19 protein-coding genes are annotated in these 24,346 nt (G+C 60.2%); 15 read left to right on the top strand and 4 right to left on the bottom strand.

Annotated elements, in window-relative coordinates:
• Window positions 1–31: 31 nt before the first annotated feature.
• The 3 genes from serS (at window position 32) to AB8E48_RS01400 (ending at window position 3,066) form a co-directional block, all read left to right on the top strand.
• Entirely contained in the window at window positions 32–1,342 is a 1,311-nt protein-coding gene (serS, locus tag AB8E48_RS01410; RefSeq protein ID WP_368885523.1) for a serine--tRNA ligase, read from the top strand.
• 100 nt (window positions 1,343–1,442) lie between these two features.
• Complete coding sequence (locus tag AB8E48_RS01405) at window positions 1,443–2,531, top strand: diacylglycerol kinase family protein (protein ID WP_368885522.1); 1,089 nt, start codon at window positions 1,443–1,445, stop codon at window positions 2,529–2,531.
• 109 nt (window positions 2,532–2,640) lie between these two features.
• Window positions 2,641–3,066, top strand: a complete 426-nt coding sequence (locus AB8E48_RS01400) for a hypothetical protein (RefSeq protein WP_368885521.1) — start codon at window positions 2,641–2,643, stop codon at window positions 3,064–3,066.
• A gap of 119 nt (window positions 3,067–3,185) precedes the next feature.
• Here AB8E48_RS01400 and AB8E48_RS01395 read toward each other — a convergent pair whose 3' ends face one another.
• Window positions 3,186–3,872 carry an acyl-CoA synthetase gene (locus AB8E48_RS01395; protein ID WP_368885520.1) on the bottom strand — a complete coding sequence of 229 codons (687 nt, stop codon included), beginning with the start codon at window positions 3,870–3,872 and terminating at the stop codon, window positions 3,186–3,188.
• Between the two features lie 435 nt (window positions 3,873–4,307).
• Here AB8E48_RS01395 and AB8E48_RS01390 point away from each other — a divergent pair, with 435 nt between their 5' ends.
• The 12 genes from AB8E48_RS01390 to AB8E48_RS01335 all read left to right on the top strand — a co-directional run bounded on the left by AB8E48_RS01390 (window position 4,308) and on the right by AB8E48_RS01335 (window position 20,681).
• Entirely contained in the window at window positions 4,308–5,054 is a 747-nt protein-coding gene (locus tag AB8E48_RS01390) for a carbonic anhydrase (RefSeq protein ID WP_368885519.1), read from the top strand.
• A gap of 725 nt (window positions 5,055–5,779) precedes the next feature.
• Window positions 5,780–6,916, top strand: a complete 1,137-nt coding sequence (locus AB8E48_RS01385) for an acetate/propionate family kinase (RefSeq protein ID WP_368885518.1) — start codon at window positions 5,780–5,782, stop codon at window positions 6,914–6,916.
• A gap of 617 nt (window positions 6,917–7,533) precedes the next feature.
• The gene (locus tag AB8E48_RS01380; protein WP_368885517.1) at window positions 7,534–8,487 is read left to right on the top strand and encodes a hypothetical protein; all 954 of its coding nucleotides are present in this window, start codon (window positions 7,534–7,536) and stop codon (window positions 8,485–8,487) included.
• A gap of 382 nt (window positions 8,488–8,869) precedes the next feature.
• On the top strand, window positions 8,870–10,450 hold the full coding sequence (locus AB8E48_RS01375; protein WP_368885516.1) for a M48 family metallopeptidase: 1,581 nt from the start codon (window positions 8,870–8,872) through the stop codon (window positions 10,448–10,450).
• A gap of 171 nt (window positions 10,451–10,621) precedes the next feature.
• Window positions 10,622–11,620 (top strand): bile acid:sodium symporter family protein, encoded by a 999-nt coding sequence (locus AB8E48_RS01370; RefSeq protein ID WP_439958495.1) that lies wholly within the window; start codon window positions 10,622–10,624, stop codon window positions 11,618–11,620.
• Between the two features lie 637 nt (window positions 11,621–12,257).
• On the top strand, window positions 12,258–13,604 hold the full coding sequence (locus AB8E48_RS01365; protein WP_368885515.1) for a glycosyl hydrolase family 28-related protein: 1,347 nt from the start codon (window positions 12,258–12,260) through the stop codon (window positions 13,602–13,604).
• Between the two features lie 397 nt (window positions 13,605–14,001).
• Window positions 14,002–15,330: a glycosyl hydrolase family 28-related protein gene (locus AB8E48_RS01360; RefSeq protein WP_368885514.1), complete on the top strand. Its 1,329-nt coding sequence runs from the start codon at window positions 14,002–14,004 to the stop codon at window positions 15,328–15,330.
• Window positions 15,331–15,720: 390 nt separating this feature from the next.
• Entirely contained in the window at window positions 15,721–16,548 is an 828-nt protein-coding gene (locus AB8E48_RS01355; RefSeq protein WP_368885513.1) for an S-layer homology domain-containing protein, read from the top strand.
• Between the two features lie 207 nt (window positions 16,549–16,755).
• Window positions 16,756–17,556: an exodeoxyribonuclease III gene (locus AB8E48_RS01350; protein ID WP_368885539.1), complete on the top strand. Its 801-nt coding sequence runs from the start codon at window positions 16,756–16,758 to the stop codon at window positions 17,554–17,556.
• A 312-nt stretch (window positions 17,557–17,868) separates the two neighbouring features.
• Window positions 17,869–18,831 carry a metal ABC transporter substrate-binding protein gene (locus tag AB8E48_RS01345; protein WP_368885512.1) on the top strand — a complete coding sequence of 321 codons (963 nt, stop codon included), beginning with the start codon at window positions 17,869–17,871 and terminating at the stop codon, window positions 18,829–18,831.
• A 150-nt stretch (window positions 18,832–18,981) separates the two neighbouring features.
• Window positions 18,982–19,797 carry a metal ABC transporter ATP-binding protein gene (locus AB8E48_RS01340; RefSeq protein WP_368885511.1) on the top strand — a complete coding sequence of 272 codons (816 nt, stop codon included), beginning with the start codon at window positions 18,982–18,984 and terminating at the stop codon, window positions 19,795–19,797.
• Window positions 19,797–20,681, top strand: a complete 885-nt coding sequence (locus AB8E48_RS01335) for a metal ABC transporter permease (protein ID WP_368885510.1) — start codon at window positions 19,797–19,799, stop codon at window positions 20,679–20,681. The genes AB8E48_RS01340 and AB8E48_RS01335 overlap by 1 nt, the downstream gene beginning before the upstream one ends.
• Window positions 20,682–20,827: 146 nt before the next feature.
• Here AB8E48_RS01335 and AB8E48_RS01330 read toward each other — a convergent pair whose 3' ends face one another.
• The 3 genes from AB8E48_RS01330 to AB8E48_RS01320 all read right to left on the bottom strand — a co-directional run bounded on the left by AB8E48_RS01330 (window position 20,828) and on the right by AB8E48_RS01320 (window position 23,932).
• Window positions 20,828–21,559: a metal-dependent transcriptional regulator gene (locus tag AB8E48_RS01330; RefSeq protein WP_368885509.1), complete on the bottom strand. Its 732-nt coding sequence runs from the start codon at window positions 21,557–21,559 to the stop codon at window positions 20,828–20,830.
• Between the two features lie 266 nt (window positions 21,560–21,825).
• Window positions 21,826–22,446, bottom strand: a complete 621-nt coding sequence (locus tag AB8E48_RS01325) for a hypothetical protein (RefSeq protein ID WP_005507641.1) — start codon at window positions 22,444–22,446, stop codon at window positions 21,826–21,828.
• A gap of 241 nt (window positions 22,447–22,687) precedes the next feature.
• Window positions 22,688–23,932 carry an MFS transporter gene (locus AB8E48_RS01320; protein WP_368885508.1) on the bottom strand — a complete coding sequence of 415 codons (1,245 nt, stop codon included), beginning with the start codon at window positions 23,930–23,932 and terminating at the stop codon, window positions 22,688–22,690.
• Between the last annotated feature and the right edge of the window lie 414 nt (window positions 23,933–24,346).

Here is a 24,346-nt window from a genome sequence, read left to right as displayed (position 1 = left end):
AACCCACCTCAAGATTAGGTAGGATAAAACAGTGATTGATATTAACCTCCTCCGCGAAAACCCCGATGTCTTCCGCGCCTCCCAGCGAGCCCGCGGCAAGGACGAAACCCACGTCGACCGCATCCTCGAAGCCGACACCGCACGCCGCGCACTCATCGGCGAATACGAGAACCTGCGCGCCGAGCAGAACGCCTTCGGCAAGAAGGTCGCCAAGGCACCCAAGGAAGAAAAGCCCGCCCTCGTCGCACAGGCGAAGGAACTTGCCGCCCGCGTCAACGAGGCGAAGGCAGCCTCCGAGGCGAAGACCGCCGAATACGAGGAACTGATCAGCAGCATCGAGAACCTCATCATCGACGGCGTGCCCACCGGCGGCGAAGACGACTACGTGGTCGTCAAGAAGGTCGGCACCCCCCGCGACTTCTCCGCTGACGGCTTCGAACCGCGCGACCACCTCGAGATCGGCGAGCTCGTCGACGGCATCGACATGGCCCGCGGCGCGAAGGTCTCCGGCGCACGCTTCTACTTCCTCAAGGGCCAGGTAGCACGCCTCGAACAGGCACTCATGTGGATGGCGCTCGACCTCGCAACCGAGCACGGCTTCACCATGATGACCACCCCCACCCTGGTGCGCCCCGAAATCATGAACGGCACCGGATTCAACGTCAAGCACGACGACGAAATCTACCGCCTGGAGCGCGACGACCTGTACCTGGTCGGCACCTCCGAGGTGGCGCTCGCCGGCTACCACACCGACGAGATTCTCGACTTTGAGAAGGGCGCGAAGAAGTACCTGGGCTGGTCCTCCTGCTACCGCCGCGAGGCTGGTTCCGCCGGTAAGGACACCCGCGGCATTATTCGCGTGCACCAGTTCAACAAGGCTGAAATGTTCGTCTACTGCCCCGTCGAACAGGCAGAAGAGATGCACGCAAAGCTGCTGTCCCTCGAAGAGGAAATGCTGCAGCGCTGCGGCCTCGCATACCGCGTGATTGACACCGCCGCAGGCGACCTGGGCACCTCCGCAGCCCGCAAGTTCGACTGCGAGGCGTGGGTCCCCACCCAGGGCACCTACCGTGAGCTGACCTCCACCTCGAACTGCACCACCTACCAGGCGCGCCGCCTGAACATTCGCGAGCGCACCCCGGACACCGTGGACGAGGCAGGCAACGTGCGTAAGGGCCGCACCCGCTCCGTGGCAACCCTGAACGGTACCCTGGCGACGACTCGCTGGGTGGTTGCCCTCCTGGAGACTCACCAGCAGGCAGACGGCTCGGTCCGTATTCCCGAAGCCCTGCGCCCGTACATGGGTGGCGCTGAGGTTATCCCGGCAGTGGCTGCTGAGTAAGGGATTGCCCGCCCGCTAAGGCGTATCAAAACCAGCTGAAAAACCCGCTCACCGCGTAAACGGTGGGCGGGTTTTTGCGTGGGCGGGTAGTCTAAGAGTTATGCCTCTTTACCGTAAGCTCCTTGGTGTTTCCGCGGCGGCGGCTCTGACTGCCTCCGTCACTCGCGCCCGTAAAAACGCGCGTCGACGCGCTATCGAATTGGGTGCGCCCTTCGGCGTTCTGCCGAGCCTGCCCACCGGTGAGGCGCAGCGCGTGGGCGTGGTGTACAACCCGAGCAAGCCCGGTGCTGCGGCGGCTATCGAGATTCTGGAACGTACCCTCGCGGCGAACGGTCACCCGCAGGCGCTGGTGCGCACCACCCGCGTGGACGAGCCCGGTTCCGAGGCCGCCCGCGAGCTGATCGCTGAGGGTGTTGACCTGCTGATTGCTGCCGGTGGTGACGGTACGGTGCGTGCTGTGGCGGCGGCGCTGGCGCATCATGAGGGGCGTAAGCCGCGCCTGAGTATTCTGCCGATGGGTACCGGTAACCTGCTGGCGCGCAACCTGTATATTCCGGTCAGTGACGTGGCGGCGTGCATTGATATTGGGCTCAACGGTGCAGGTCAGACCGTTGATGCGATTGAGATGACGACGACGAGCACCACCGGCGAAGAAACCGAACACACGTTCTTTGTGATGAGTGGTGCGGGCTTCGACGCGCTCGTCATGAACGATACGAACGAGGAGATTAAGGCGAAGTTCGGTTGGGTGGCGTACGTGCAGTCCGGCATGAAGCACATGCTGGGCAGGTCGCATCCGGTGAGTATTAGCGTGGATGGTGGGGAGCCCCGCATCCTGCCGATGCGTTCGGTGCTGATTGCGAATTGTGGCCGCCTGCAGGGCGGTATTCGTCTGGCGGATATGACGGATGTGAATGACGGCAACCTTGAGGTGATTGTGGCGTCCCCGCGTGACCTGGTGGAGTGGGGCCTGCTGATGGCGAAGGTTACGCGCCGCACGATTTTGGGTTCGCCGCGCATTGAGTTGCCGGTGATTCGCCATCTGGTGGGGTCTGAGGTGGTGTTGGAGTTCCCGGATGGTGCACAGCCGGTTGAGGTGGATGGTGACCCGGCGCCGTCGGCGTACCGCATTAGCGCGCGGGTGCTGCCTGCCGCAGTGGAGGTGGCGGTCCACCCGGACGTGCTTTAGCTGGGGTGGTTTGCTTACTCGCGCCTGTTTTTTGAGGAATCGCCCAGGTGGGTGACGTATTCTCGGGAGTGTTGATGTATACACCGAGTACGTCAGGAGACAACCACCTATGAGCAACCAGCCCGCCCTTCAGCAAGCCGCACCGTATCTTTCGCACCCCGCAGATTATCTGCAGGAGAAGCCGCGCCGTGGCTTCTGGAAGACTGTTCTGCGTATCATCGCCTGGGGCATGTACGTTGTGAGCGTGCCCGTGTGTTTGATTGTAACGGGGGTTGTTATTGTCGGCCTGGTGTTGCTTGGCGGCTCGATTGATAACGTGATTCTTCACTTTGTGGTCATGCTGGTGATGCCTTTTGTGGCTCTGGTCCTTGGTTGTGTTGGGCTGTATTTCTTTGGTGTGAAGATTATTGGTGGTCTTTTCACGTATTCGCGGGCTGATAGCGAGGTGGAGGACCGCAGTGAGCGTTTTGTGATAGGTACGTACGAGCTCTTTGCTGAGATATTTTCGGGCCTCCCTGACATTGACTTCTTCTGACGGAGGCGGCGTCTAAGTACTGGCTCTTAGAGTTGGCTTAAACCTATAAACGCGGTGGGGCGCGACCTCATAAAGGTCGCACCCCACCGCGCTTTATTGCCCGTACGAGCTGTTAGCTTTTAGGAGCCCCAGGTAATGAACTCGTCAGGGTCAGCCTTGCCAACTTCAGTAGGAGTAGCAGGAGCCCAATAGTGCCAGTCACCATCGTGCCACTCCATCACCATATCGGCAGACCAGTACGTAGCCGACGGGGTCTTGATCAGCAGTCGCACCGTTGCACGCTCCGGGGTGTAGGAGATGTAACGGTAACCGGAAATGTGGAGAACCGGAGCGGTCGTAGTGTCCTTTTTACGGAGTTCGCGGAGCGCATCGGCGCCGGGGCCAACAATCGTCGGCATATACTCCTTCGGGGCCTCAATTATCTGGATATAAGCCCAGGTTGCGGCATACAATCCGCCTTCAGCCGAGTGCTCAAAGCAGTTACGAATCGGTGAGTTTGCTACCGGACCTGCGGTCTTCGATACCGGACCCATCCAACCCCCATCGGTGGTTACCCACGTGGTGTCCTTGGGGGCTGCATCCAGTACCGCCTGGTCGTCTGAGGCGCCAGCGCCGCAGGTGCCTGCCGCTACCGTTGAGGTGGCCTTCGACTGAGCCGCACCGTTCGAACCGCCCGCGGCAGAGGTGTTGGAATTATCGCCGCCGCGCGGAATGAGCACGATGACCAGTACGACGAGGAGGGCGACGACGGCTGCTGCCAGTCCGAAAGCCCAGCGGGGGATGGTGACTCCGCCTTTGTTCTCCATAACAATCTCCAAAATACGTAGACCCCACAATTCGGGGCGCGACAAACCCACCCCCAGCAGGAGGGCAGAGATTGAATGAGTGATGAGAAACTATGCGGTGCCGCAGCAGAAGCGTCTGAGCCAGAACACAACATCGAGGACTGCAAGACGAAAAAACACGGCGGCACGTGGTTATCGGTGTCAAAAGATACCCTATCATGCCTATAGATATCCTGCAGGCGCTCGCCCTGAGCTACCATGATATGAGCTGGACTGCACGAAAAAGAACCGAATTCATACTGCTAATCCGGTACCTAACCGTGCACCCACTATGCGTCAACGCCCGACGCAGACACCAACCGCAGGCGGTCGCAACGCTACACAGCCCAGCACATGCCCCGCCTAGACGCATCACACCGATATATAGATACCGTTCATCAGAGAAAGCCCCTCTCCATGACCCGCAAAATCACTGCCGCCGCCGCCGTACTTGCCCTGCTCGCCACCGGCTGCTCCGCTAGCACCGATAGCTCCGCACCGGGCGGAACCCTCATCACCGGTGGCGCCTCGACCGCAACCAGTACCCCCAGTCCTACTACTACTCCTGCACCTGCAACCACCACCGCAGGTCGCACCCCCACTGTCGCCGAGGTGACCGCCTCCCCGAGCGCAGAGGCAAGCACCACCGCAGCATCCACCATTGCGGCAGCCACCCCGACCCCGACCGTGAGCCTTGACCCCTCACCCCTGGCAGGAACCGGTGGCGGACCTCAGCAGCCCTCCAGTGTTCCCACCCTCAACAGCATCACTGACGAAGACCGCGGTCGTGCCCTTGAAGCCGCGAAAGCAATCGTCGCCGCCTACACCAGCGGCAAGCCGTACAAGGAATGGTCAGAAGAGCTCTACCCGATGGTTGACCCCGAAGTGCAGAATGAGTACGGGCCTAACTCGCGTATTGACCTTTTGAAAGGAACCGTAATCAGCGCTGAACTGGTTGATGACCCGACCCTGAAAGTTCCTGGTGGGGACAACCCCTACTGGCTCACGGTTAGCGTGCGAGTCGAGGGAAGCCTTAGCCCCGCCTACTATGTGCGTTTGCACCGTACCGCGGAGCGACCCAATAAGTGGAAGGCGTCTCATATCCTTGAACCGCAGGGCTACAAGCTCTTTGTTGAAAAACGACTGAAGGAACGGAATAAGTAGAGCGGGGGGGGGAGGCACGGCTTCCCGCTAGGATACGCCCCTGCAAGGGAGGCTAAGTCGGGGAGCCCCCCGGCACCCTCAAGTCGCCCATATGTGACCTGGATTATGAAAGAAATCGCGGATTTTTTCACTATTTCCTAAAAATCAGAGGGGATAGTGAAAAAATTGGCGATTTTTTTACACTATTTTTCTTGCCGCCCGCCCCGGTACAGTCCTCGCCTCTAAATGCTGTGACTCGGCAAAAATCCCGATAGCTAGTGGACCAACCCGCAAACGTAGAAACAGGGGGAGGGGCCGCACCGGAATGCGTCCCCTCCCCTGAGTTGTGGTTAAACAGAAAAGGCACCCATCGAGGGTGCCTTATGCGCAAGGTCCGAGCTTCGACCAGAATCCACCAGTACACCCCGCTACGGCTCACCCGTTATACCTCCTCGCCTTGCGGCGATTGTCTCAGGGTTCTTGGTTTACCTTGCTAACTCCAACTATACCTAAGCTCTGAAAACACGACCAGTAATTAGGTCATTCCTAAAACCCGCCAGCCTTTCAGCCGGTCACGGCGACCGAAAAGAAAACCCCCACCCAACCCACGCCTCCTGACCCCGTTAATGCCCTGATACCGCCCGCGACAAAAACCCCCGTTAAAAACACAGTCGGGGCCGTCTCGCACGCAGGCTCGAAAAGTGCGAGAATGGAACGAAAAGAAAACTACGAAAGAAGATACTTTCATGCTTATTCTCGTTGTGAACGCTGGTTCTTCCTCCCTGAAGTACCAGGTGCGTGACACCTCCCTGCCCGAGGCAGAGCAGATGCTGACCTCCGGCCTCGTCGAAAACATCGGCACCGACGTCCCCAACCACGAAGTCGCATTCGACATCATGTCTGAGAAGCTCGAGCCCGTCCTGCACGGCCGCGAGCTGCAGGCAGTCGGCCACCGCGTCGTGCAGGGTGCAGAGAAGTTCACCCACCCCACCCTGCTCACCGAGGAAGTTGTCCAGCAGATCGACGACCTCTCCCCGCTGGCACCGCTGCACAACCCCGCACACGCTCAGGGTATGCGCGCAGCAATGCACAAGTGGCCCTCCCTGCCGCAGGTTGCTATCTTCGACACCGCGTTCCACTCCACCATGCCTGAAGAAGCATGGCGCTACGCAATCCCCTACGACCTGGCTGACAAGTACAGCATCCGCCGCTACGGCTTCCACGGCACCAGCCACGAGTACGTCTCCCACGTTGCAGCTGACATGCTCGGCATTGCACGCGACGAGTTCAACGGCATTGTTGCTCACCTCGGTAACGGCGCGTCCGTGACCGCTGTGAAGGGCGGCAAGTCCGTCGACACCTCCATGGGCTACACCCCGCTGGCTGGCCTGATTATGGGTACCCGCTCCGGCGACATTGACCCCTCGGCACTGACCACTATTCTGGTTCGTGAGGGCATCGACGGTGCCCGCCTGGACACCATCCTGAACAAGGAGTCCGGCCTGCTCGCACTGGCTGGCTCCAACGACATGCGTAAGGTCGTTGAGGCTGCACAGTCCGGTGACGAGCGTGCACAGCTCGCACTGGACATGACCTCCTACCGCCTGATGAAGTACATTGGCGGCTACAACCTGGTTGTTGGCGGCGCGCAGGCCCTGATCTTCACCGCTGGTATCGGTGAGAACTCCGGCGACTTCCGCAAGCTGGTCCTGGACCGCCTCGGCGCACTGGGCGTCAAGTACAACGAGGAGGAGAACGCTAAGCGTTCCCCCGAGCCCCGCGTGATTTCCACCGAGGATTCCGCTATCAAGGTGCTGGTCATCCCCACCAACGAGGAGAAGGCTATCGCTGAGGCTACCGAGGAACTCGTTAAGAGCCTCTAAGCCCCACGTACCCCGCCGTGTAGGCGGTTGAATATAGGCAGTCCGCTGCAGTTCCCGTTCCGTACGGGTGCTGCAGCGGACTTGTTTGTGGGCATCCATTAGCATGAATATATGTGATTCAACTTACTTTACAATGCAATATTACGGCAATGTGGCATGTATTGCATGTGTATCATTCATCACTTAGAGAACAAGAATGAAAGTTGGTTGAAAGTGTGGGTTTGGATACTACATAAAGTGTAAATTTATTGCTTGCTTGGGAAAGTTGTGCAGGGGGGGGGGTATGTATGTATCGACTCGCAACATTCCAACATTGATGGCAGTTAAGGTTGAAAGTGAAAAAGATCGACAATCCTAGATCAATGTTGATAGAAAATTTTTTGTCAATCCAGGTTATTGCATTCTGTGAAGCAATGAGTGTAAATTTTTGTGCTTTTATATCTATCGGCACTCATCGAAAAGAGCTGGAGCGGATTTATAGTCGCAAAAGCATACTGAGAGTGCATTCTGAAGTACACGTTTAAACACATACTGCGATAACTTTTATTTTTGTATTTTGTATGCAGAAATAAAGTGAATCAATGTATAAAACTCATTCCAATGAGAGAGATTTGGTAATGGATATTCACTCGACTAAGAGCCACTCCAAACAGAGTGGAAAGCTGATGGGCCGCCGCACCCTGGTCAAGGGTGCAGCATGGGCAACGCCCGTTGTGGCAGCAACCGCCGTAGTACCCGCCTACGCCGCATCCAAGAACCCTTGTGAATACGGCACCATCGTATCCGTGCCCTGGGGTGAACGTGCCGAACGTCGCCGCTACAAGGGCACCGTCAACGAAGAGTACGAATGGGCAGTGATGCCTACCTCGAACTGCAGCCCCCAGCCGCAGACCTACTTCATCGACAACACCACCCCCGAACGTAAGCTTGCTTACCCCTGGGGTCGTTACGAGGGTGTGACCGACTTCCCGCCGATTTACCCCCCGAACGGCAAGGACACCCCTGACTACACCTCCAAGGACGGCGTTGGTGGCGTTGGTGGCGGCGTTATCATCAACGTTCGTGTTGAGAACGTTGCAGGTGACGTCTCCTACGCACCGACCCCCACTGGTGCGGACCGTTTCGCATTCGGTGAGGCCGAGGCAAACCGTAAGAACAACATGTACTACGCCGAAGGCTACAAGGGCAAGGGTGCAAACCCCCCGGTTGTTCGCCTCAACGACAACTACAAGGGCAGCCGCTCTACCTACATTGCTCACGGTAAGTACAACTACCTGCACTTCCCGGATGGTCCCCGTCCTCCCAAGGAAAATAGCCCCCTGTGGACTTACGCATACGGTAAGCACTACACGACTGCTGAAGGCCGCGACGGCTGGTCCTGGGACATTCAGGTGATGGCTAACATTACCCACCCTAATGCTGGTCAAGACGTTGTGTCGTACATGACCTACCTGCGTAAGCACACCTACGGTGACCCCGCGCATCAGTCGGCAAAGGTCATTCCGGTGCAGTACCGCGTTATTGTGACTTCCCCCTGGGGTACTGTCACTTATCTTTCGGCAGCTGTTTAATATCAGCTTGCATTTAGGTCTGAAAGGAGTAGTGACCCATTCGACCTATTTCAATCTTGGATTGAGATTTATATATTTGTGATGTTTATTTGAGTATGAAGTTGATGGATTTTTAGTGTATTAGGGAGTGGTGTCCCTAATAAGTAGACGCTATTCTTCTGTCAGCTTTTGGAGGGGCCGGGCCGCGCCACGTGTGCGGAACCGGCCCCTCTGCATGCATCCATAGGGAGAAAAACCAAGCATTGTATCTCTTGGTGGGCGATTGCAGGGAAGACGAGAAGTGGTGAGCGTTCCGTGAGAAAAAGCGCATTCACATTCACTAGTACATGCCCAAAAACGATAGAGTGGAATCAGATAACACTCGATACGAAGCGGACGAGACATGACTCAACCTCCCGAAAACCACCAGCAGCCCGGCGGGCAGTTCAACGCCCAGCCCGGCCAGCAGGCATTCCGTGCCCCCGGTGACCCCCTCCCGCAGGACCTCTCCGCCGGCTGGCTCCCCGAAGACGAGCGCCAGAAGCCGGTCAGCCCCCTGCCCCAGCCGAAGCTCTTCGCCTACCAGTCGATGCTGCCGCCGAAGGTGCTGCATGCGCTGCGTCATCCCTCCGAAATTCCGTGGCTGGTCGCCGCCTACGCGGTCACCGCGGTCGGCTACATTGTGCTGTTCATGGCGCTTGCCGACCTGTTCAGCTCGATGATGCGTTACCTCTTCAGCTCAACCGGTGAAGGTTCGGTTCGAGTGCCTTCTTCGGGTAGCACCTCCGCGAGCCTGGAAGACCTGATTTTCCAGACGGTTGGTCTGCTCATCCTGGGCCCGATTGCCATCTTCATCGTTCGTGCAATCTACTACGCGCAGCAGCGTGTTCGCGGTGTGCGCATCACCCCGACCCAGTTCCCCGAGGCGTACCAGATGCTCGCCGAAGCAGCTGAGGCTGCGGGTCTGCGCCGTGTGCCGGATGCGTACGTCATTCTCGGTAACGGCACCATGAACGCTTTCGCGGCAGGTCACGGTTTCCGCCGCTACATCTGCCTGTACTCCGACCTGTTCGAAATCGGTGGTAAGTCCCGTGACCCGCAGGCGCTACGCTTCATCATCGGCCACGAGGTTGGCCACATCGCCGCAGGTCACGTCGGTTATTTCCGTCTGATTTTCACCACGCTGTTCAACCAGATTCCGGTGCTGTCGAGCGCGCTGTCCCGCTCGCAGGAGTACACCGCCGACAACTTCGGCTACCGCTTCTGCCCCGAGGGCGCTGAGGGTGCCGTCAAGGTGCTTGCGGCAGGTAAGTACCTGAACAAGCAGGTCAACTTCGATGAGCTTGCCGACCGTGCCGTCACCGACCGCGGCCTTGCCGTCTGGTACGTGAACCTGCTGGCAAGCCACCCGATTCTTACCTGGCGTGCACACGCGCTGCGTGACCGCACCCAGCCCGGCCGCCTGTTCTGGCGCCCGACTGAGAACCCGGTCAAGGACTCCGCACCGCGCGTTCCGGTCCTCATTCCGGCGTCTGAGCCGGTGCACATGTGGCCTGACCCGATTCAGTCCACCGAGTTCATGCGTGAGCACCAGGACGCGTGGGCTGATTACACCCTTGAGACCGTGGACGTGTACCCCAAGCCTGAGTACGCCCCCGAGTTCGACGCGAACTCTACGCTGTTCGCTGGCTGGCTCACCGAGCAGGCTCGCGCCTTCCACGGTCAGCGTTGGGATGCGTACGCCGCTGCCGGTGGCATGCCGGCACCGGGTGCGCCCGGTGGCCCGCAGGCGCCCGCACCGGGTCAGCCGTCTTACGGCCAGCAGCCCGGCTTCGGTCAGCCTGCCGCTGGTCAGCCTGCTCCCGAGCAGCCTTCTGCCGGTCAGCCTAACGGTCAGTCCGAGCAGTACGGTTACGGCCAGTACGGCAACAACTCCTCTGAGGGCGGCTCGTACGGTTACGGCTTCGACGGCGACAAGAAGTAGCCACTGGGCCTACTCTAAACGCCTCATCTGAGCCGCACAGCTCAATAACCTTCACGAACCCGTCGGGGTGCTAACGCACTCCGGCGGGTTCGCTCGTTAACTACCTCCCGCGTGACCCCCAGGTGAGAAGGCGCGCCCGCCACTGCACCCGCCGCGGGTCGCAGTTCTAGAATGGAAACCATGCTGTCATCACTTCGCTCCATCAAACTCGACCCGCTGCTGACCATGCTCATTAGCGCGGTCATCCTCGCGATTATCGTGCCAGCGCGCGGCGACTTCGCCGACTGGTTCAGCACCGGAACTAAGTTCGCGGTCGCCCTGCTGTTCTACCTGTACGGCGCTCGCCTCTCCACCGCGGAGGCGATTCGCGGCCTGACCCACTGGCGTCTGCACCTGATGATTTTGAGCTGCACGTTCGTGCTGTTCCCCCTGGTTGGTTTGGCGCTCTCCCCGCTGCGTTTTGTGCTCGGTGATGGGCTGTACATGGGCATTCTGTTCTTGACCTTTGTGCCCTCGACCGTGCAGGCGTCCATCGCGTTTACGTCCATTGCGGGCGGTAACGTGGCGGCGGCGATTGTGAGCGCTTCGCTCTCCTCGATTGTGGGTGTGGTGGCGACCCCGCTGCTCGCCATGCTGCTGATGAACACGGGGCATATTGAGTTCTCTGGCACGGTCTTTCTGGATATCGCTATTCAGCTGTTTTTGCCGTTCGTGCTCGGTCAGCTGACGCGCCGCTGGGTGGGGGAGTTCGCCAAGAAGCCGACCACCAAGTGGCTGGATAAGTTCTCGGTCATGATGATTGTGTATTCGGCGTTCTCCGCCTCGGTGGTGCAGGGCGTGTGGACGCGCGTGGCGTGGTGGCAGATCGTGCTGCTGGTCGTGCTCATGGCGATTATCGTGGTGTTCATGCTGTGGCTGACCGACCAGCTGGCTAAGCGCCTGGGCTTCAACCGCGCCGACCGCATCACGATTCAGTTCTGCGGTTCGAAGAAGTCGCTGGCGGCTGGTCTGCCCATGGCGATCATTATTTTCGGTGCGGGTTCGCTGGGTCTGATGATGCTGCCGATCATGATTTTCCATCAGGTTCAGCTGATGATTTGTACCTGGCTTGCGGGCCGCTACGCGCGCCTGGATGTGGTGGGTGCCGCCTCCGCGAAGGAAGTTCAGTAGGGGGGCTGTTGGATTCCTGCTGGGGCGCCTGTCGGGGCGCTCGTTGGGGTGGCTGCTGGGGTCTTTGGTAGGCACTCCGACAGATACGTGCGGCGCCTCTGAACCTGTGAGATAAGCCTCTGATGAGGGGTTTTAGTGGGAGGCTTCGGATCGTATCAACTGGTTTATGAAGTGATATGGCGCGCACCGCGAAAAATTCCCTGACTAGTGCATTTATGTGCAAAATGTGGTATTTGTACTGGTCAGTTGGTTTTCTGTGGGTTATCTGCACTCTATTGCATAAAAGTGACCGGGGAGACAATCAACACTATCGGGTGTTGAGTGACAAAAGCACCCTAATTTTGCCCTAGAATATTTTGTCGTGGGTTAGACAGATTCGCATCCTGCATGCAAGAATTTATGACTCACATGGGAACGGTTGAGATTCACTCCCTCACACCGCCCACGAGCGTTGATGCAGCGGATTCACTCCCCGCCCGCATCCCACACCGGAAGAGACTCACTCACTCAACCGGCAGGAAGCTCAAAATCACTTATTCACTCAGACACAACTGGATACACTCAGCTTAACGACGCGCATAGGAAGAACTCTATGCGCTAATCGCTGTTCTGTATCCGCCAAGAAAGAGGACACACCATGGCTACCATCATGAGCGTGAACGTATGCGATTCCAAGTACAACGCTGATCCGACCGGCGTACGAGACTCCACTAGCGCTATCCAGAAGGCTATCGACGATGTTGCTGCCCAGGGCGGCGGCTCCGTGGAGATTCCCGGCGGCATGTACCGCGTCTCCTACCCCTTCATCGAAATGAAGCACCGCGTCGAGATTTTCGGCCACGGTCAGGCAACCCGAATCGTTGCTTTCACCGACAAGAGCATCCCGTCGTCCAAGAACGGTAGCTACGAAAGCACCGGCGTTTTCCACACCGGTAGCTACACCACCCCCATGAGCGGTGGCACCAACCAGAACAAGCCCATGCGTATGGGTGTGCGTGACCTGTTCATCCGCACCAACAAGTACAACCTGCCGCTGAACTCTAAGAGCAACCAGATTTTCCTGGAGAAGCACACCCAGCCCGTCGACAACGTTGCAGGCGTCATCTTCCACACCCGCATTGCGGACGCTACCCCCGGCGAGCCGGACGCAGTGCCCACCCTGTCCAACATCGAAATCTGGGACACCGCCATCGGCGTTGCCATCCTGGGCCTGGACGACCAGGGCATGAAGATTGACAAGCTGCGCATCCGCCAGACCCTGCGCCAGGGCCTGCTCGTCGGTAAGCCTGTCGGCCACCCGCTGCGTGCCCGTGAGGGTGACACCCCCGGTGCGGCAGATAACAAGTTCTCCATGATTGACGTCTCTGACGCAAACATGAGCTTCGGCACCTACGCGGGTATCGAGATTTACACTTCTCAGTCCAAGTTCGAGGCGTCCACCAGCTGGTTCAACAAGCGCAACCAGGGTAAGAACGCCCTGTACGAGGTGAAGACCCGCCACGTGGGTGCAGGCTGGTTCATTCAGGGCACCCGCAACATGTTCATTGGCTGCACCGCCCAGGAGAACGCCGGTCACGGCTGGCTCGTGGAGTGGGGTAACAACCAGTTCATTGGCTGCCTGGGCGAGTCGTCCAGCTTCCAGGATGCTGTTACCGGCGCCGCTAAGGGCGACGAGGCAGCGAACTGGTACATTGGCCGTAACGCACGCGGTAGCCGTTTCGTGGCTCCTCGCTCGCACAACCCTTACAGCTGGGCGAAGGCTTCCCTGTACGGTTTCTACATTGAGAACAACATTCGCGATATGCACATTACGACTGCGTCCGCGAAGGATGACCGTATTGGTGATAACAACATGGTTGGCCGCCGCGTTCACGTGACCGGCGCTATGGGCGATAACGTGCTCATCGAGGTGGATCACATCCGCCACGCAACCTTCGCGCCGAAGCAGCTGGAGAAGCGCGGCAACGGCGTGTTCATGGGCTAACCCTCACGGGTTGAGTTGCGCGGGCTGAGGCTCGTGATCACAAAATCTTAAAACGCATACGCTTGAGGGGCGGGGAGTAATCCCCGCCCCTCAAGCGTTTAACGCCCCGCACGATGCGGCGGCAGAGGGCTCTGGCGAGAGCACCGCGAGGCGGTAGGGGAGCGGGTATCACAGTGCCCGGTCGTCGCCTCCACACGCGCAATGCGGTACCCTTGAGCAGGAGGCAGGTCTGCCGGTGCACAGACCCGCACACGCCAACACATCCGCAGAAATGCGCCCAACACACCGCACCACACAAACTCAACACTGCACCCACTCAGCACCGTATTCACTCAATTCACTCGCCACGCCGCCTTCAGCACCGAACGCGGTACCCATCGAAAGAATTGAGCCCCTCATGCCCGATACGCCCATGAGCATCAACGCCATCAACTACGGCGCAGACCCCACCGGTGCCAAAGACTCCACCGCAGCCATCCAGCGAGCAGTCGACGACGTCGCCGCACGCGGCGGCGGATCCGTAGAACTACCCCGCGGCATCTACCGCGTCTCCTACCCCTTCATCGACATCAAGCACCGCGTCGAAATCTTCGGCTACGGCTCCTCAACCGTCGTCATCGCGCACTCCGACCGCGCGATCCCCACCACCACCAACGGCCACATTGAGTACACCGGCGTGTTCCACGTCGGTAGCTATACCACCCCCGTCTACGGCAGCTACAACGCCAACAAGCCCATGCGCATGGGCGTGCGCAACCTGCACATCCGCACCAATGCCGCTAACACCCCCATCAGCAGCTACTCGCTGGATGCGCACACCGCCCCGCTGAACAACGTTGCGGGCGTCATCTTCCACACCCACCTGACCGGCGACCTGCTCAACGAACCGGACATCGTGCCCGTTATCGCCGGCGTGGAAGTCTGGGACACTGCCATCGGCGTCGCCGTGCTCGGCCTGGACGACCAGGGCATGAAAATTGACGACGTGACCATCCGCCGCACCCTCAACCAGGGCCTGCTGCTCGGCAAGCCCGCCGGCCACCCCCGCCGCCCCAACGAAGGCCAGAACTCCGGTGCGGCAGACAATAAGCTGCGCGGTATCGACGTTGCCGAGGCGAACCTCAGCGGCGGCTCCTACGCCGGTATCGAGGTGTACGCGGCGCAGGCGAAGTTCGAGAACTGCTCCAGCAACAGCAACCACCGCACCAGCAACAAGAACGCCCTCTACGAGCCCGCCACCCGCCACGCAGGCGCAGGCTGGATCGTGCAGGGCGAACGCAACATGTTCATCGGCTGTACTGCACGCTCGAACGCGGGCCACGGCTGGATTGTCGAGTGGGCGCACAACATCTTCGTCGGATGCGAGGCGGAAGGCTCCAGCTGGGCTGGCACCGTCAGCGGTGCCGCCGGTGCCGACGAGGCAGCAAACTGGTACATCAGCCGCAACGCGCGCGGTACCCGCATGGTCGCACCCGTCTCCTACAACCCGCCGGAGAAGCCCGCCTCCTTGTACGGCTTCTACATTGAGAACAAGATTTACGACCTGCGCATCACCGAAGGCACCGCCAAGGATGACCGCATCGGTGAGGGTAATATGCTCGGCCGCCGCGTGTACATTACCGGCGCAATCGGTGCGAACGTGGTCATTGAGGTTGAGGAGTTGCGCCACTCCACCTCGCCCGCCGGTCAGCTCACCAAGGAAGCCTACAACGTGATGCGCGGTTAGCGGAGGCTGACGGCAACTGACGGCAGATAGTAGACACGCCCGAACCGGTTCGGAACTTTCCTGTGAATCGTAGGTGGGTACGTGTGCCCTAGTGGGCGCGTTATACCGCCATATACCCGTTAGATACCGGAGCAGCTGCGAATGGAATACATACCATTCGCAGCTGCTCCGTCTAGTTAAACAACATTTATTAGGCAGTTGATATAACTCTCAATTGAATATTGAATAAAATGTAAAGAAATACTTTAGACTTTCTAAAGGCGGCAACAAACAGTCCATTCACTGCACGCCACCCCCTTTTCCTATTCGCTCCATTTGGCGACCCCGCGGTCGACCCAAAAATCGGTTCCTTCCGGCCGGTTCCCAACCACAATTACATAAGGACAGCCCATGCTTCCGGTTATCTCCCGAGTCCTCACACCCACCACTCGCGCACGCCGCGTCTTTGCCCTCACCCTCGCACTCGCCCTCGGCGCCGTACCCGTCACCGCCGCAGTGAATGCACAACCCGCCGCCCACGCCGCTAACGCCGCAGAACCCGCAACCAACCTGCAGGTCGTCAAGGCACAGCAGCCCAAGGATGACCCCAGCTACGTCGGATGCGTCGCCAACTTCCTCGGCACCATGAGCGCCACCCCCGGCGTGTGGGCGGTCTGCCACGGCTACCTCGACAGCGAAGAATACCTCGTCACCCGCCGCCACAGCACCGCAACCGTCACCCGCGGCCAGCTTGTGCGCATGCTCTACCGCATGGCGGGATCGCCGACCGTCAAGAACCTGCCCACGACCTCCCCCTACAAGGATGTGGCAACCACCAATCCCGACTACCCCGCCTACATTTGGGCAGCGGACGCGGGCATCACCTCCGGCTGGGATGACGGGCTCTTCCACCCGGACGAGTACGCCACCCGCCACACCCTCGCCGCGTTCCTCTACCGTGCCGCCGGTAGCCCCGACGGTGCCGCACAGCTGCGCCAGATCCGCCGCCCGCAGCTCGTCGATGCGAAGAAGAACGCCAAGAAGGCTGAACAGTTCAAGACCGAAAACCGCTGGGCAGCCCGCACGCTCGGTGCCTACCCCGAAGTCGACCGCGACGGTGACGGCGCGGCAGACGTGGTGGACCCCGCCAGCCCCCTGTACTTCTCCGACGCACTGTACATGCTCAAGGCGTACGGCGATAAAGGCCTGAAGGTTGTGGGCACTCCCGCCGTTGACTAGGAGTAATGCCGACTAACGTTGTTGCTGGCTAGAATCAGCGCTGACTAGATTCAGCGCTGACTAGCGCATATATTCACCGCCCGCCGGTGCGACCCAATGGGTTGCGCAGGCGGGCGGTGCGCTGGCAAGTTGCGAGCGCCCATGCCGCTGCGCAATCGCTTCCGTGCAATGAAGGGCGCCTGCTCTGCACCCGCTAAGCTAGAAGGCATGAAGATTGCCACCTGGAACATCAACTCAATCCGCGCCCGTGAGAACCGCGTCGAAGACTGGCTCGACGAACACGACGTCGACGTGCTCGCCCTGCAAGAAACCAAAACTAAAGACGAAACCTTCCCCTTCGACCTCTTCGAATTCATGGGCTACGAGGTTGCGCACTTCGGCCTGAACCAGTGGAACGGCGTGGCAATCGCCTCCCGAGTCGGCCTTGAGGATGTGCAGCGCGGCTTCGACAACCAGCCGCACTTCGGCAAGCCCGGTGAGCCCGAAGTCCTGGAGGCGCGCGCGATTGGCGCGACCTGCGGCGGCGTGCGTGTCTGGAGCCTCTACGTGCCCAACGGTCGCGGCCTGACCGACCCGCACATGGACTACAAGCTCCGCTGGATGGAGGCGCTGCGCCAGAACGTGCACAACGAACTTGCTGCTAACCCGCAGTCGCAGCTCGCCCTGGTCGGCGACTGGAACGTCGCCCCCGAGGATGCCGACGTGTGGGATATTGACTACTTCCTGCGCAACGAAATGACCCACGTTTCCGAAGCTGAGCGCCGCGCCTTCGCCGCCCTGCTCGATGAGGGCATGGTGGACGTAGTTCGCCCGCACACCCCGGGTGAGTACACCTACTGGGACTACCAGGCGGGCCGCTTCGCCAAGGATGAGGGCATGCGCATCGACTTTCAGCTGTTCTCGCCCGCGCTCGCCGCACGCGTGGAACGCGCCTGGATCGATAAGGTAGAACGCGCCGGTGAAGGCGCGAGCGACCACACGCCGGTCGTGGTTGAGATTGCCGACTAGATAGCTTGCCGTAGAAACGGTACGCAGCGAGGAGGCGGGGGGAGGGGACCCTCGCCTCCTTGCCGTATCTGCCGGTTTTGCTGTGCCCAGGCTACGTGTCCGAGTGTGTTTCTGTCGGTATTTCAGGGGTTTCTGTGTGGCTTAGTTGAAAAGTTCGTCTAGCCGAACTATTGTTAAATTCCGCCCGGGACGACAGGCGAAAGCGCATTATGATGCCTGCGCAGACACCACGGTGTCCCTAGCGTCCCGGTGCGGCACATCCCACACATCAACCACATACTCAAACCCGTGACTTCCAACGAAGGATGCCTCATGAACGCTCTCACCCCCGCAGGCAGCAACGCACGCCGCCTCGTCCAGGCGCTCTGCGCCGCCCTCGCACTCACCCTGCTACTCGTGCTCACCGGTTGCGGCAACACTGCCAGCACCACCGACGGCGCTAAGAGCAGCAGCGGCAAGAAGACCGTGCTCACCACCTTCACCGTGCTCGCAGACATCGCCCGCAACGTGGCAGGCGACGACCTGAACGTCGAATCCCTCACCAAGCCCGGCGCAGAGATTCACGAGTACGAGCCCACCCCCTCCGACCTGAAGAAGGCGCACGCCGCCGACCTGGTGCTCGACAACGGCCTGAACCTCGAATCCTGGTTCGCTAAGTTCGTTGAAGAATCCCACGCTAAGCACGTGACCGTCTCTGAGGGGGTTACGCCCATTTCCATTACCGAGGACGCCTACGCGGGCAAGCCCAACCCCCACGCATGGATGAGCCCCAGCAACGTACAAAAGTACGTGGATGTGATGATTCGCGAATTTAGCGCCCTCGACCCGGCCCACGCTGCCGACTACAAAACTCGCGGCGAAGCCTACAAGAAGCAGCTGCAGGGCGTGCGTGACGAGCTCGTCAAGGAAATCTCCACCCTGCCCGAAAACCAGCGCGCACTGGTCACCTGCGAAGGCGCCTTCTCCTACCTGGCGGCAGACGCGGGACTGAAGGAAAAGTACATTTGGGCGGTCAACTCCGAACAGCAGGCGACCCCCTCGCAGATTTCCTCCGCGATTGATTACGTGCGCGAGAACCAGGTGCCCGCCGTGTTCTGCGAATCCACCGTCTCCGACAATCCGATGCGCCAGGTTGCGGACGCCACCGGCGCACGATTCGGCGGTGTGCTCTACGTGGACTCGCTCTCCGAGGCGAACGGCCCCGTGCCCACCTACCTGGACATGATCCGCTACGACGCACGCACCATCGTGGCGGGCCTCAAGGGCAACTCCTAGACCCCGCATCGAAAACCCCAGGTAAACCCTAAACCCCCGATAGGATAGGAGGGGCGGTCGCCTTCTTGGCTCCGCTCCTCCCACGCCGTTAACACCCGCTCACACAAGCAACTCATCAACACACCGAAGAAACCCCGAAAGAGCCACCGAATGTCACTTCTCACCTGCGATAACGTGCACGTGAACTACGGGCCAGTCCGCGCCCTCACCGGCGCATCCTTCACCCTGGACGCCGGGCGTATCTGCGGCCTGATCGGCATGAACGGCTCCGGCAAATCCACCCTCTTCAAAGCCATCATGGGGGTCGTGCCCGTGCACGCCGGTAGCATCACCCTCGACGGGCAGCCCGTCGGCGGTAACCGCGGCAAGAGCGCACACCACCACCGCGCCGGGCTCGTCAGCTACGTGCCGCAGAGCGAAGAAATCGACTGGACCTTCCCCATCTCCGTACGCGAGGTCGTGAGTATGGGACGCTACCGCAACCTCGGCATCACCCGCCGTCTGCGTGCCGCAGACCGTGCCGCCGTGGATGAGGCGCTCGCCCGCGTGGAACTGACCGACCTTGCCGACCGCCAGATTGGGGCGCTCTCGGGTGGCCAGCGTAAGCGCGCCTTCGTGGCACGCGCCATCGCCCAGGGTGCCCAGCTACTGCTGCTGGACGAGCCCTTCGCCGGTGTGGACAAGCGCAGCGAGGCGATGCTGATTCAGGTCATCAAACAGCTGCGTGACGAGGGTGCGACCGTGCTGGTTTCCACGCACGATTTGGCGACCCTGCGCCAGTTCGCCGACGAGGCGCTACTGCTGCGCGGCGAGATTCTGATGCACGACACCCCCGAGAAGGTGCTCGCCCCCGAGAACCTGGTGCGTGCCTTCGGCATGGAGGTGGACGCCGGTGCGCCGACTGCCGCCCCCAGCGCTGCCGCCTCCGGCACTACTACGAACAGCTCTGCGGAAGGGAAGAACTAATGGACATCCTCAACTTTCTGGTGGAACCGCTAACCCTGCCCTTCATGCTCCGCGCGTTCGTGGTCACCGTCATTGCCGCCGCCGTCTGCGCCCTGCTCTCCTGCTGGCTCGTGTTGCTCGGCTGGTCGCTCATGGGTGACGCAATCTCGCATGCGGTGCTGCCCGGCGTGGTGCTCGCCTACATTTTCGGTGCCCCCTTCGCGGTCGGTGCGGTCGTTGCCGCGCTCGTGGCAGTGGCGCTCATTGGCGGGGTGCGGCGTAGCGGCCGCGTGCGCGAAGACGCCGCGATCGGCATCGTGTTTACGACCATGTTCGCGTTCGGTCTGGTGCTGATTTCGGTCACGCCGTCGAATACCGACCTGAACCATATCCTCTTCGGTAACGTGCTGGGCGTGTCCTGGTCGGACGTCTGGCAGGTCGCCATCCTCGCGGTGATTGTTGCCGCCGTGCTGCTGGTGAAGCGCCGCGACTTCGTGCTGTACGCCTTCGACCCGGGCTTCGCGCAGGCGGTGGGGTTGCGTCCGCGTCTGCTCGGTGCGTTGCTGCTCATTATGCTGGCGCTGACCTCCGTGGTGGCGCTGCAGATTGTGGGTGTGGTGCTGGTCGTGGCGATGCTGGTTATCCCCGGCTCCACGGCGCGCCTCATCACTGACCGGTTCGTGCCCATGCTCGCGGTGAGCGTGGGTGTGTCCCTGGTGGGCACGCTGACCGGCCTGTACGCCAGCTATCACGCGGATGTGTCCCCCGGCGGTGCCGTGGTCGTCACGCAGGGCATACTGTTCGCCCTGGCGTATGTATTCGCCCCGCGCTACGGTCTGCTGGGCAGGATGCGCGCCCGCCGACTCAGCACTGCTGCAACGAAAACTGAGCCGGTAGCTTCCTAAGAAAGCCCACTGAGTACGCCCACCACATACAGCAATAGGCGGAAAGTCCCACCGTGGGGCTTTCCGCCTATTGCTATCTTCTGAAGGTTAGGGGCGCGTACCCGCCCGGATTTCCGGGCTAGAAGCCCGCCTCTACCGCCCTGTTCCTAGCGCACCGTGCGGGACACAAACAGGGAGGCGGTCGCCTCCGCACCCAACGGAATGATGGTGCCGCCGGGCTTCACCGCGCCCTCCGCGTCGGTCTCGTGCAGGTTGCCGGAACCGGCGCCGACCACGCTCACGTTCACCGCCTCCGAGAAGGGCGCACCCTCCTCAATGTGCAGGCGCACGCCGGGCACAAAACCGTGGCCCTGCAGGTAGCGCAGCAGGCGCGGGTCGTCATCGTTAATGCGTTCGAGCACGACCGTTTCGCCGGGTTCGCACTGGCTCAGCGGCACGGTCTGCGGAAAACTAATATACCCCGAAGAGTCCGGGATCGGGTCGCCGTGCGGGTCGCGGGTCGGGTGCCCCAGCAGGGTGTCGATGCGGTCCACCATGAAGTCGGATACCGCGTGCTCCAGAACCTCCGCCTCGTCGTGCACACGGTCCCACGTGTAGCCGAGAGTCTCCACGAGGAACGTCTCAATGAGGCGGTGGCGGCGAATCATCGCCAGCGCGTAGGAGCGGCCGGTTTCAGTGAGCTCAATAGCGCCGTAGGGCTGATGCTCGATCAGGTCGGCTGCGGCGAGGCGCTTGAGGCCGTCAGATACCGAAGAAATGCGCAGGCCCATGCGTTCTGCCAGGGCGGATGCGGTGGCAGGGGTTTTGGTCCATTCTTCGAGGCTCCAGATTTCCTTGAGGTAGTTCTGGGTGCTGACGGAAAGTTCTGAGAGAGGCATAAAGATAAGTTTACCTTTTCTCTGGTTTTGCCCGCCGGGGGAGTGATTGCGGGAGCGCAGGGCGAGCCGGGGGAGTGAGCCAGGGGAGAAGCGAGCCGCCGGACATTCAGCGCGGGTTTAAAAAGCGTCCCGCCCGGCGGTCCACCCCTGGCAGGGGGTGACCATCACGGGCGGGATCAGGTGTTCGGCTCCGCGCTGACAAGCACGAAAGGCTGGTAGGAACTATAGGCGGGCAGGCGCGAAAGAATGAGGGATGCGCGGCGGCGTTAGGTGGCGCGGCGGCGCGAACGGTCAATACGGGTCAGCAGCTCGATGAGCGCACCGCGTGCCGCCTGCTCCTCATGCCAGAGGGAGCGGACGAGGGTGCGGCTGACCGCCTGGGTGGTGATGCCGAGCGCGGTTGCGGCGGCTTTCTGCTGGCCGCGCACGCCGGGTACGAGCAGGTTTACGACGCGCCATTCGGCGTCGGTGCGGTCGGCGCATACGCGGTAGAGCAGGCGTGCGGAGCCTGCGGCGAGGTCGGCGAGGTGGCGGTTGTCGGCGCTGACGCTGATGCAGCGTACGGGTGCGCCTCCCTGCGCTTCTTCGACGGCGAGGCGTGAGAATTCGAGGGCGTCGCCGGTGCAGTCGGTGGTGCTGACGGCGCCGAGTGCGCCTGCGAAGCGGGGGATGTTGAGCTCGCCGATTCCGATGCCGACCCAGAAGCCGTTATCGCGCGCGGCAATGAGCGCCGCGTGTAGTGCGTCGCTGGCGCGGTCGAAGGCGCCCTGAATTTCGTCAGGGTATGTCTGGGCGAAGGCAACACGCGGGTTGAGCTTTGCGAGTTCGTCCGACAGTGCAGTGAGTGAGTGCTGTGCGGAACGTTGAATAAAGGTTAGAACGAACACCTTCTTATTATGCCGTAAAACCTTCAACAAGCGGCGTAAGGTTCGCCGTAATACCGGCAACATTTAAACCCCCGAAAATGCGCATTGATAAGGGGAATTATCGTGAGAGTGCACTGTGTGCAGAAATCCTCAAAAGGACGTAGAACACCCCCGAAAGGAAAATAATTTTCATGCAAGTGCACGTTGAATTATTCGCTTTCGGGGGCGTTGAGATGAGTTGATAGACGGCGCTACCGCGGAACTACTGCGCGTTCGTTACCTGCGAGATATGGGGCAGCTGACGCAGCGGCTTCTGGAACACCATCACCACCAGCGACAGGAGAATAAACACCGCGTAGAACAGCGCCGTGTACGTAATACCCCAATCAACAATGAGGAAACCAGCCAGCAGAACAGCCAGCGGGGTCAACGCCATATTCGGGATGCCCTGCACCGAATGCACGCGACCAATCATATGTTCCGGGGTGGAGGCGTTGATGTACGCAATGATGCTCGAATTGAAGGAGGGGAGCACAACGCCCGCCAGCACGATCAGCAGGCACACCGCCCACAGCATCGAATGAACCACCGGCAGCAACAGGTAGCAGACCGACATGATGGCAAGGGAGGTAATACCCAACGGGCCGAGCGCAAACTTCTCGGTCAGCGGGCCGACCAGGAACGAACCGAGCAGCACGCCCACGCCGAAGGCGCTCGCAAAGATGCCGATGAAGAGCGGGTGCGCGCCCTCCAGGGTGTAGTAGTAGATGAAGGTGAGCGGAATACCGACCGTTCCAAAGTTCGCAAGCGTTGAAACGAATGCAATGGACACCAGCACCTTGTTCTTCAGGATGTACTCGAAACCGGCTTTTGAATCCTGCCAGAAGCTGGTTTTCTCGCCCTCTTCCCCCTCTTCTGCGGGCTGCTGACTAGCGCCGTAGGTCTTGGGTGCGACGATGAACGCCAGCAGGTTCACAATCGCGTGAACGGCGGTCATGAGCACAGTCGAGAAGCCGATAATAATGCCCGCGACCGGGCCGCCCAGCAGGTTGGCGGTGGACTCGCGCGTCTCGCCCATACCGGAGGCGTACCCCAGGTGTTCCTTGGGGACTACGCGGGTGATGATGGACTGCTCACTCGGGTAGTCGAAGGTGGAAATAATGGCGGCGAGAGAAATCGTAATCACCAAAACGTAAATGTTGGTGACGTTGAAAACGAGGTAGAGAAGAATCGCCACCCAGGACAACGACTGGCCAATACAGGACAGTGCCAGGCACTTTGAGGGGCCGATTCTATCAACCCATGTTCCGGATATCGCTCCGGCGCAGGTGGCGAGAACACCCGCAACGAAGAGGGTGATGCTCGCGGCCTCGGGGGAGCCGGTCAGTGCCAAAATAATGATGGGCGTGGTGATATAACTCATCGAGTCTGAGAGCTGGTTGGCTCCAATGGCGAAAAGAGTATTTCGAAAATCTCTATTCTTGAGTAGCTCGGTGTTGACACTCATGGGGGACCTCCACGATGGGGTTTATGGTGTCGCGCGGTGTGCAATCCGCTGTGCGTAATCCGTAAGAGTGAATACCTCGACGGGCCACTGCGCCCGCCTATTTCTGCTTGTGCTCGTCGGTCATGATGGGGTGGTTGAGGATGCACGGGGCGGCTCATCGGGAGCTACCCCCCCCCGCACAAATAGTGTGTCGCGCGATACTTTAGATTCTATGAGAGATGTGAATCATATGCATGAGGGCACGTCGAAAAACTTTCCTCATTTTGACTATTGACATTAGGGTTAGGGTGACTATAATTCAGTCTTGGTACTTCCGCCCAACTAAGCCATGGCTGAACCCGGCTAAACCCAATTTGGGCTAAGTCCGAATCAGGGCACGCCAAAGGCACCCGCATTGCTGCGGGGAACTACGCA

The sequence above is a fragment of the Rothia mucilaginosa genome (assembly GCF_964211445.1).
In the GTDB taxonomy this organism is placed as follows: domain Bacteria; phylum Actinomycetota; class Actinomycetes; order Actinomycetales; family Micrococcaceae; genus Rothia; species Rothia mucilaginosa_E.
Note: the sequence above shows the minus strand (reverse complement) of the source record. Positions and strands in the feature narration are given on the sequence as shown.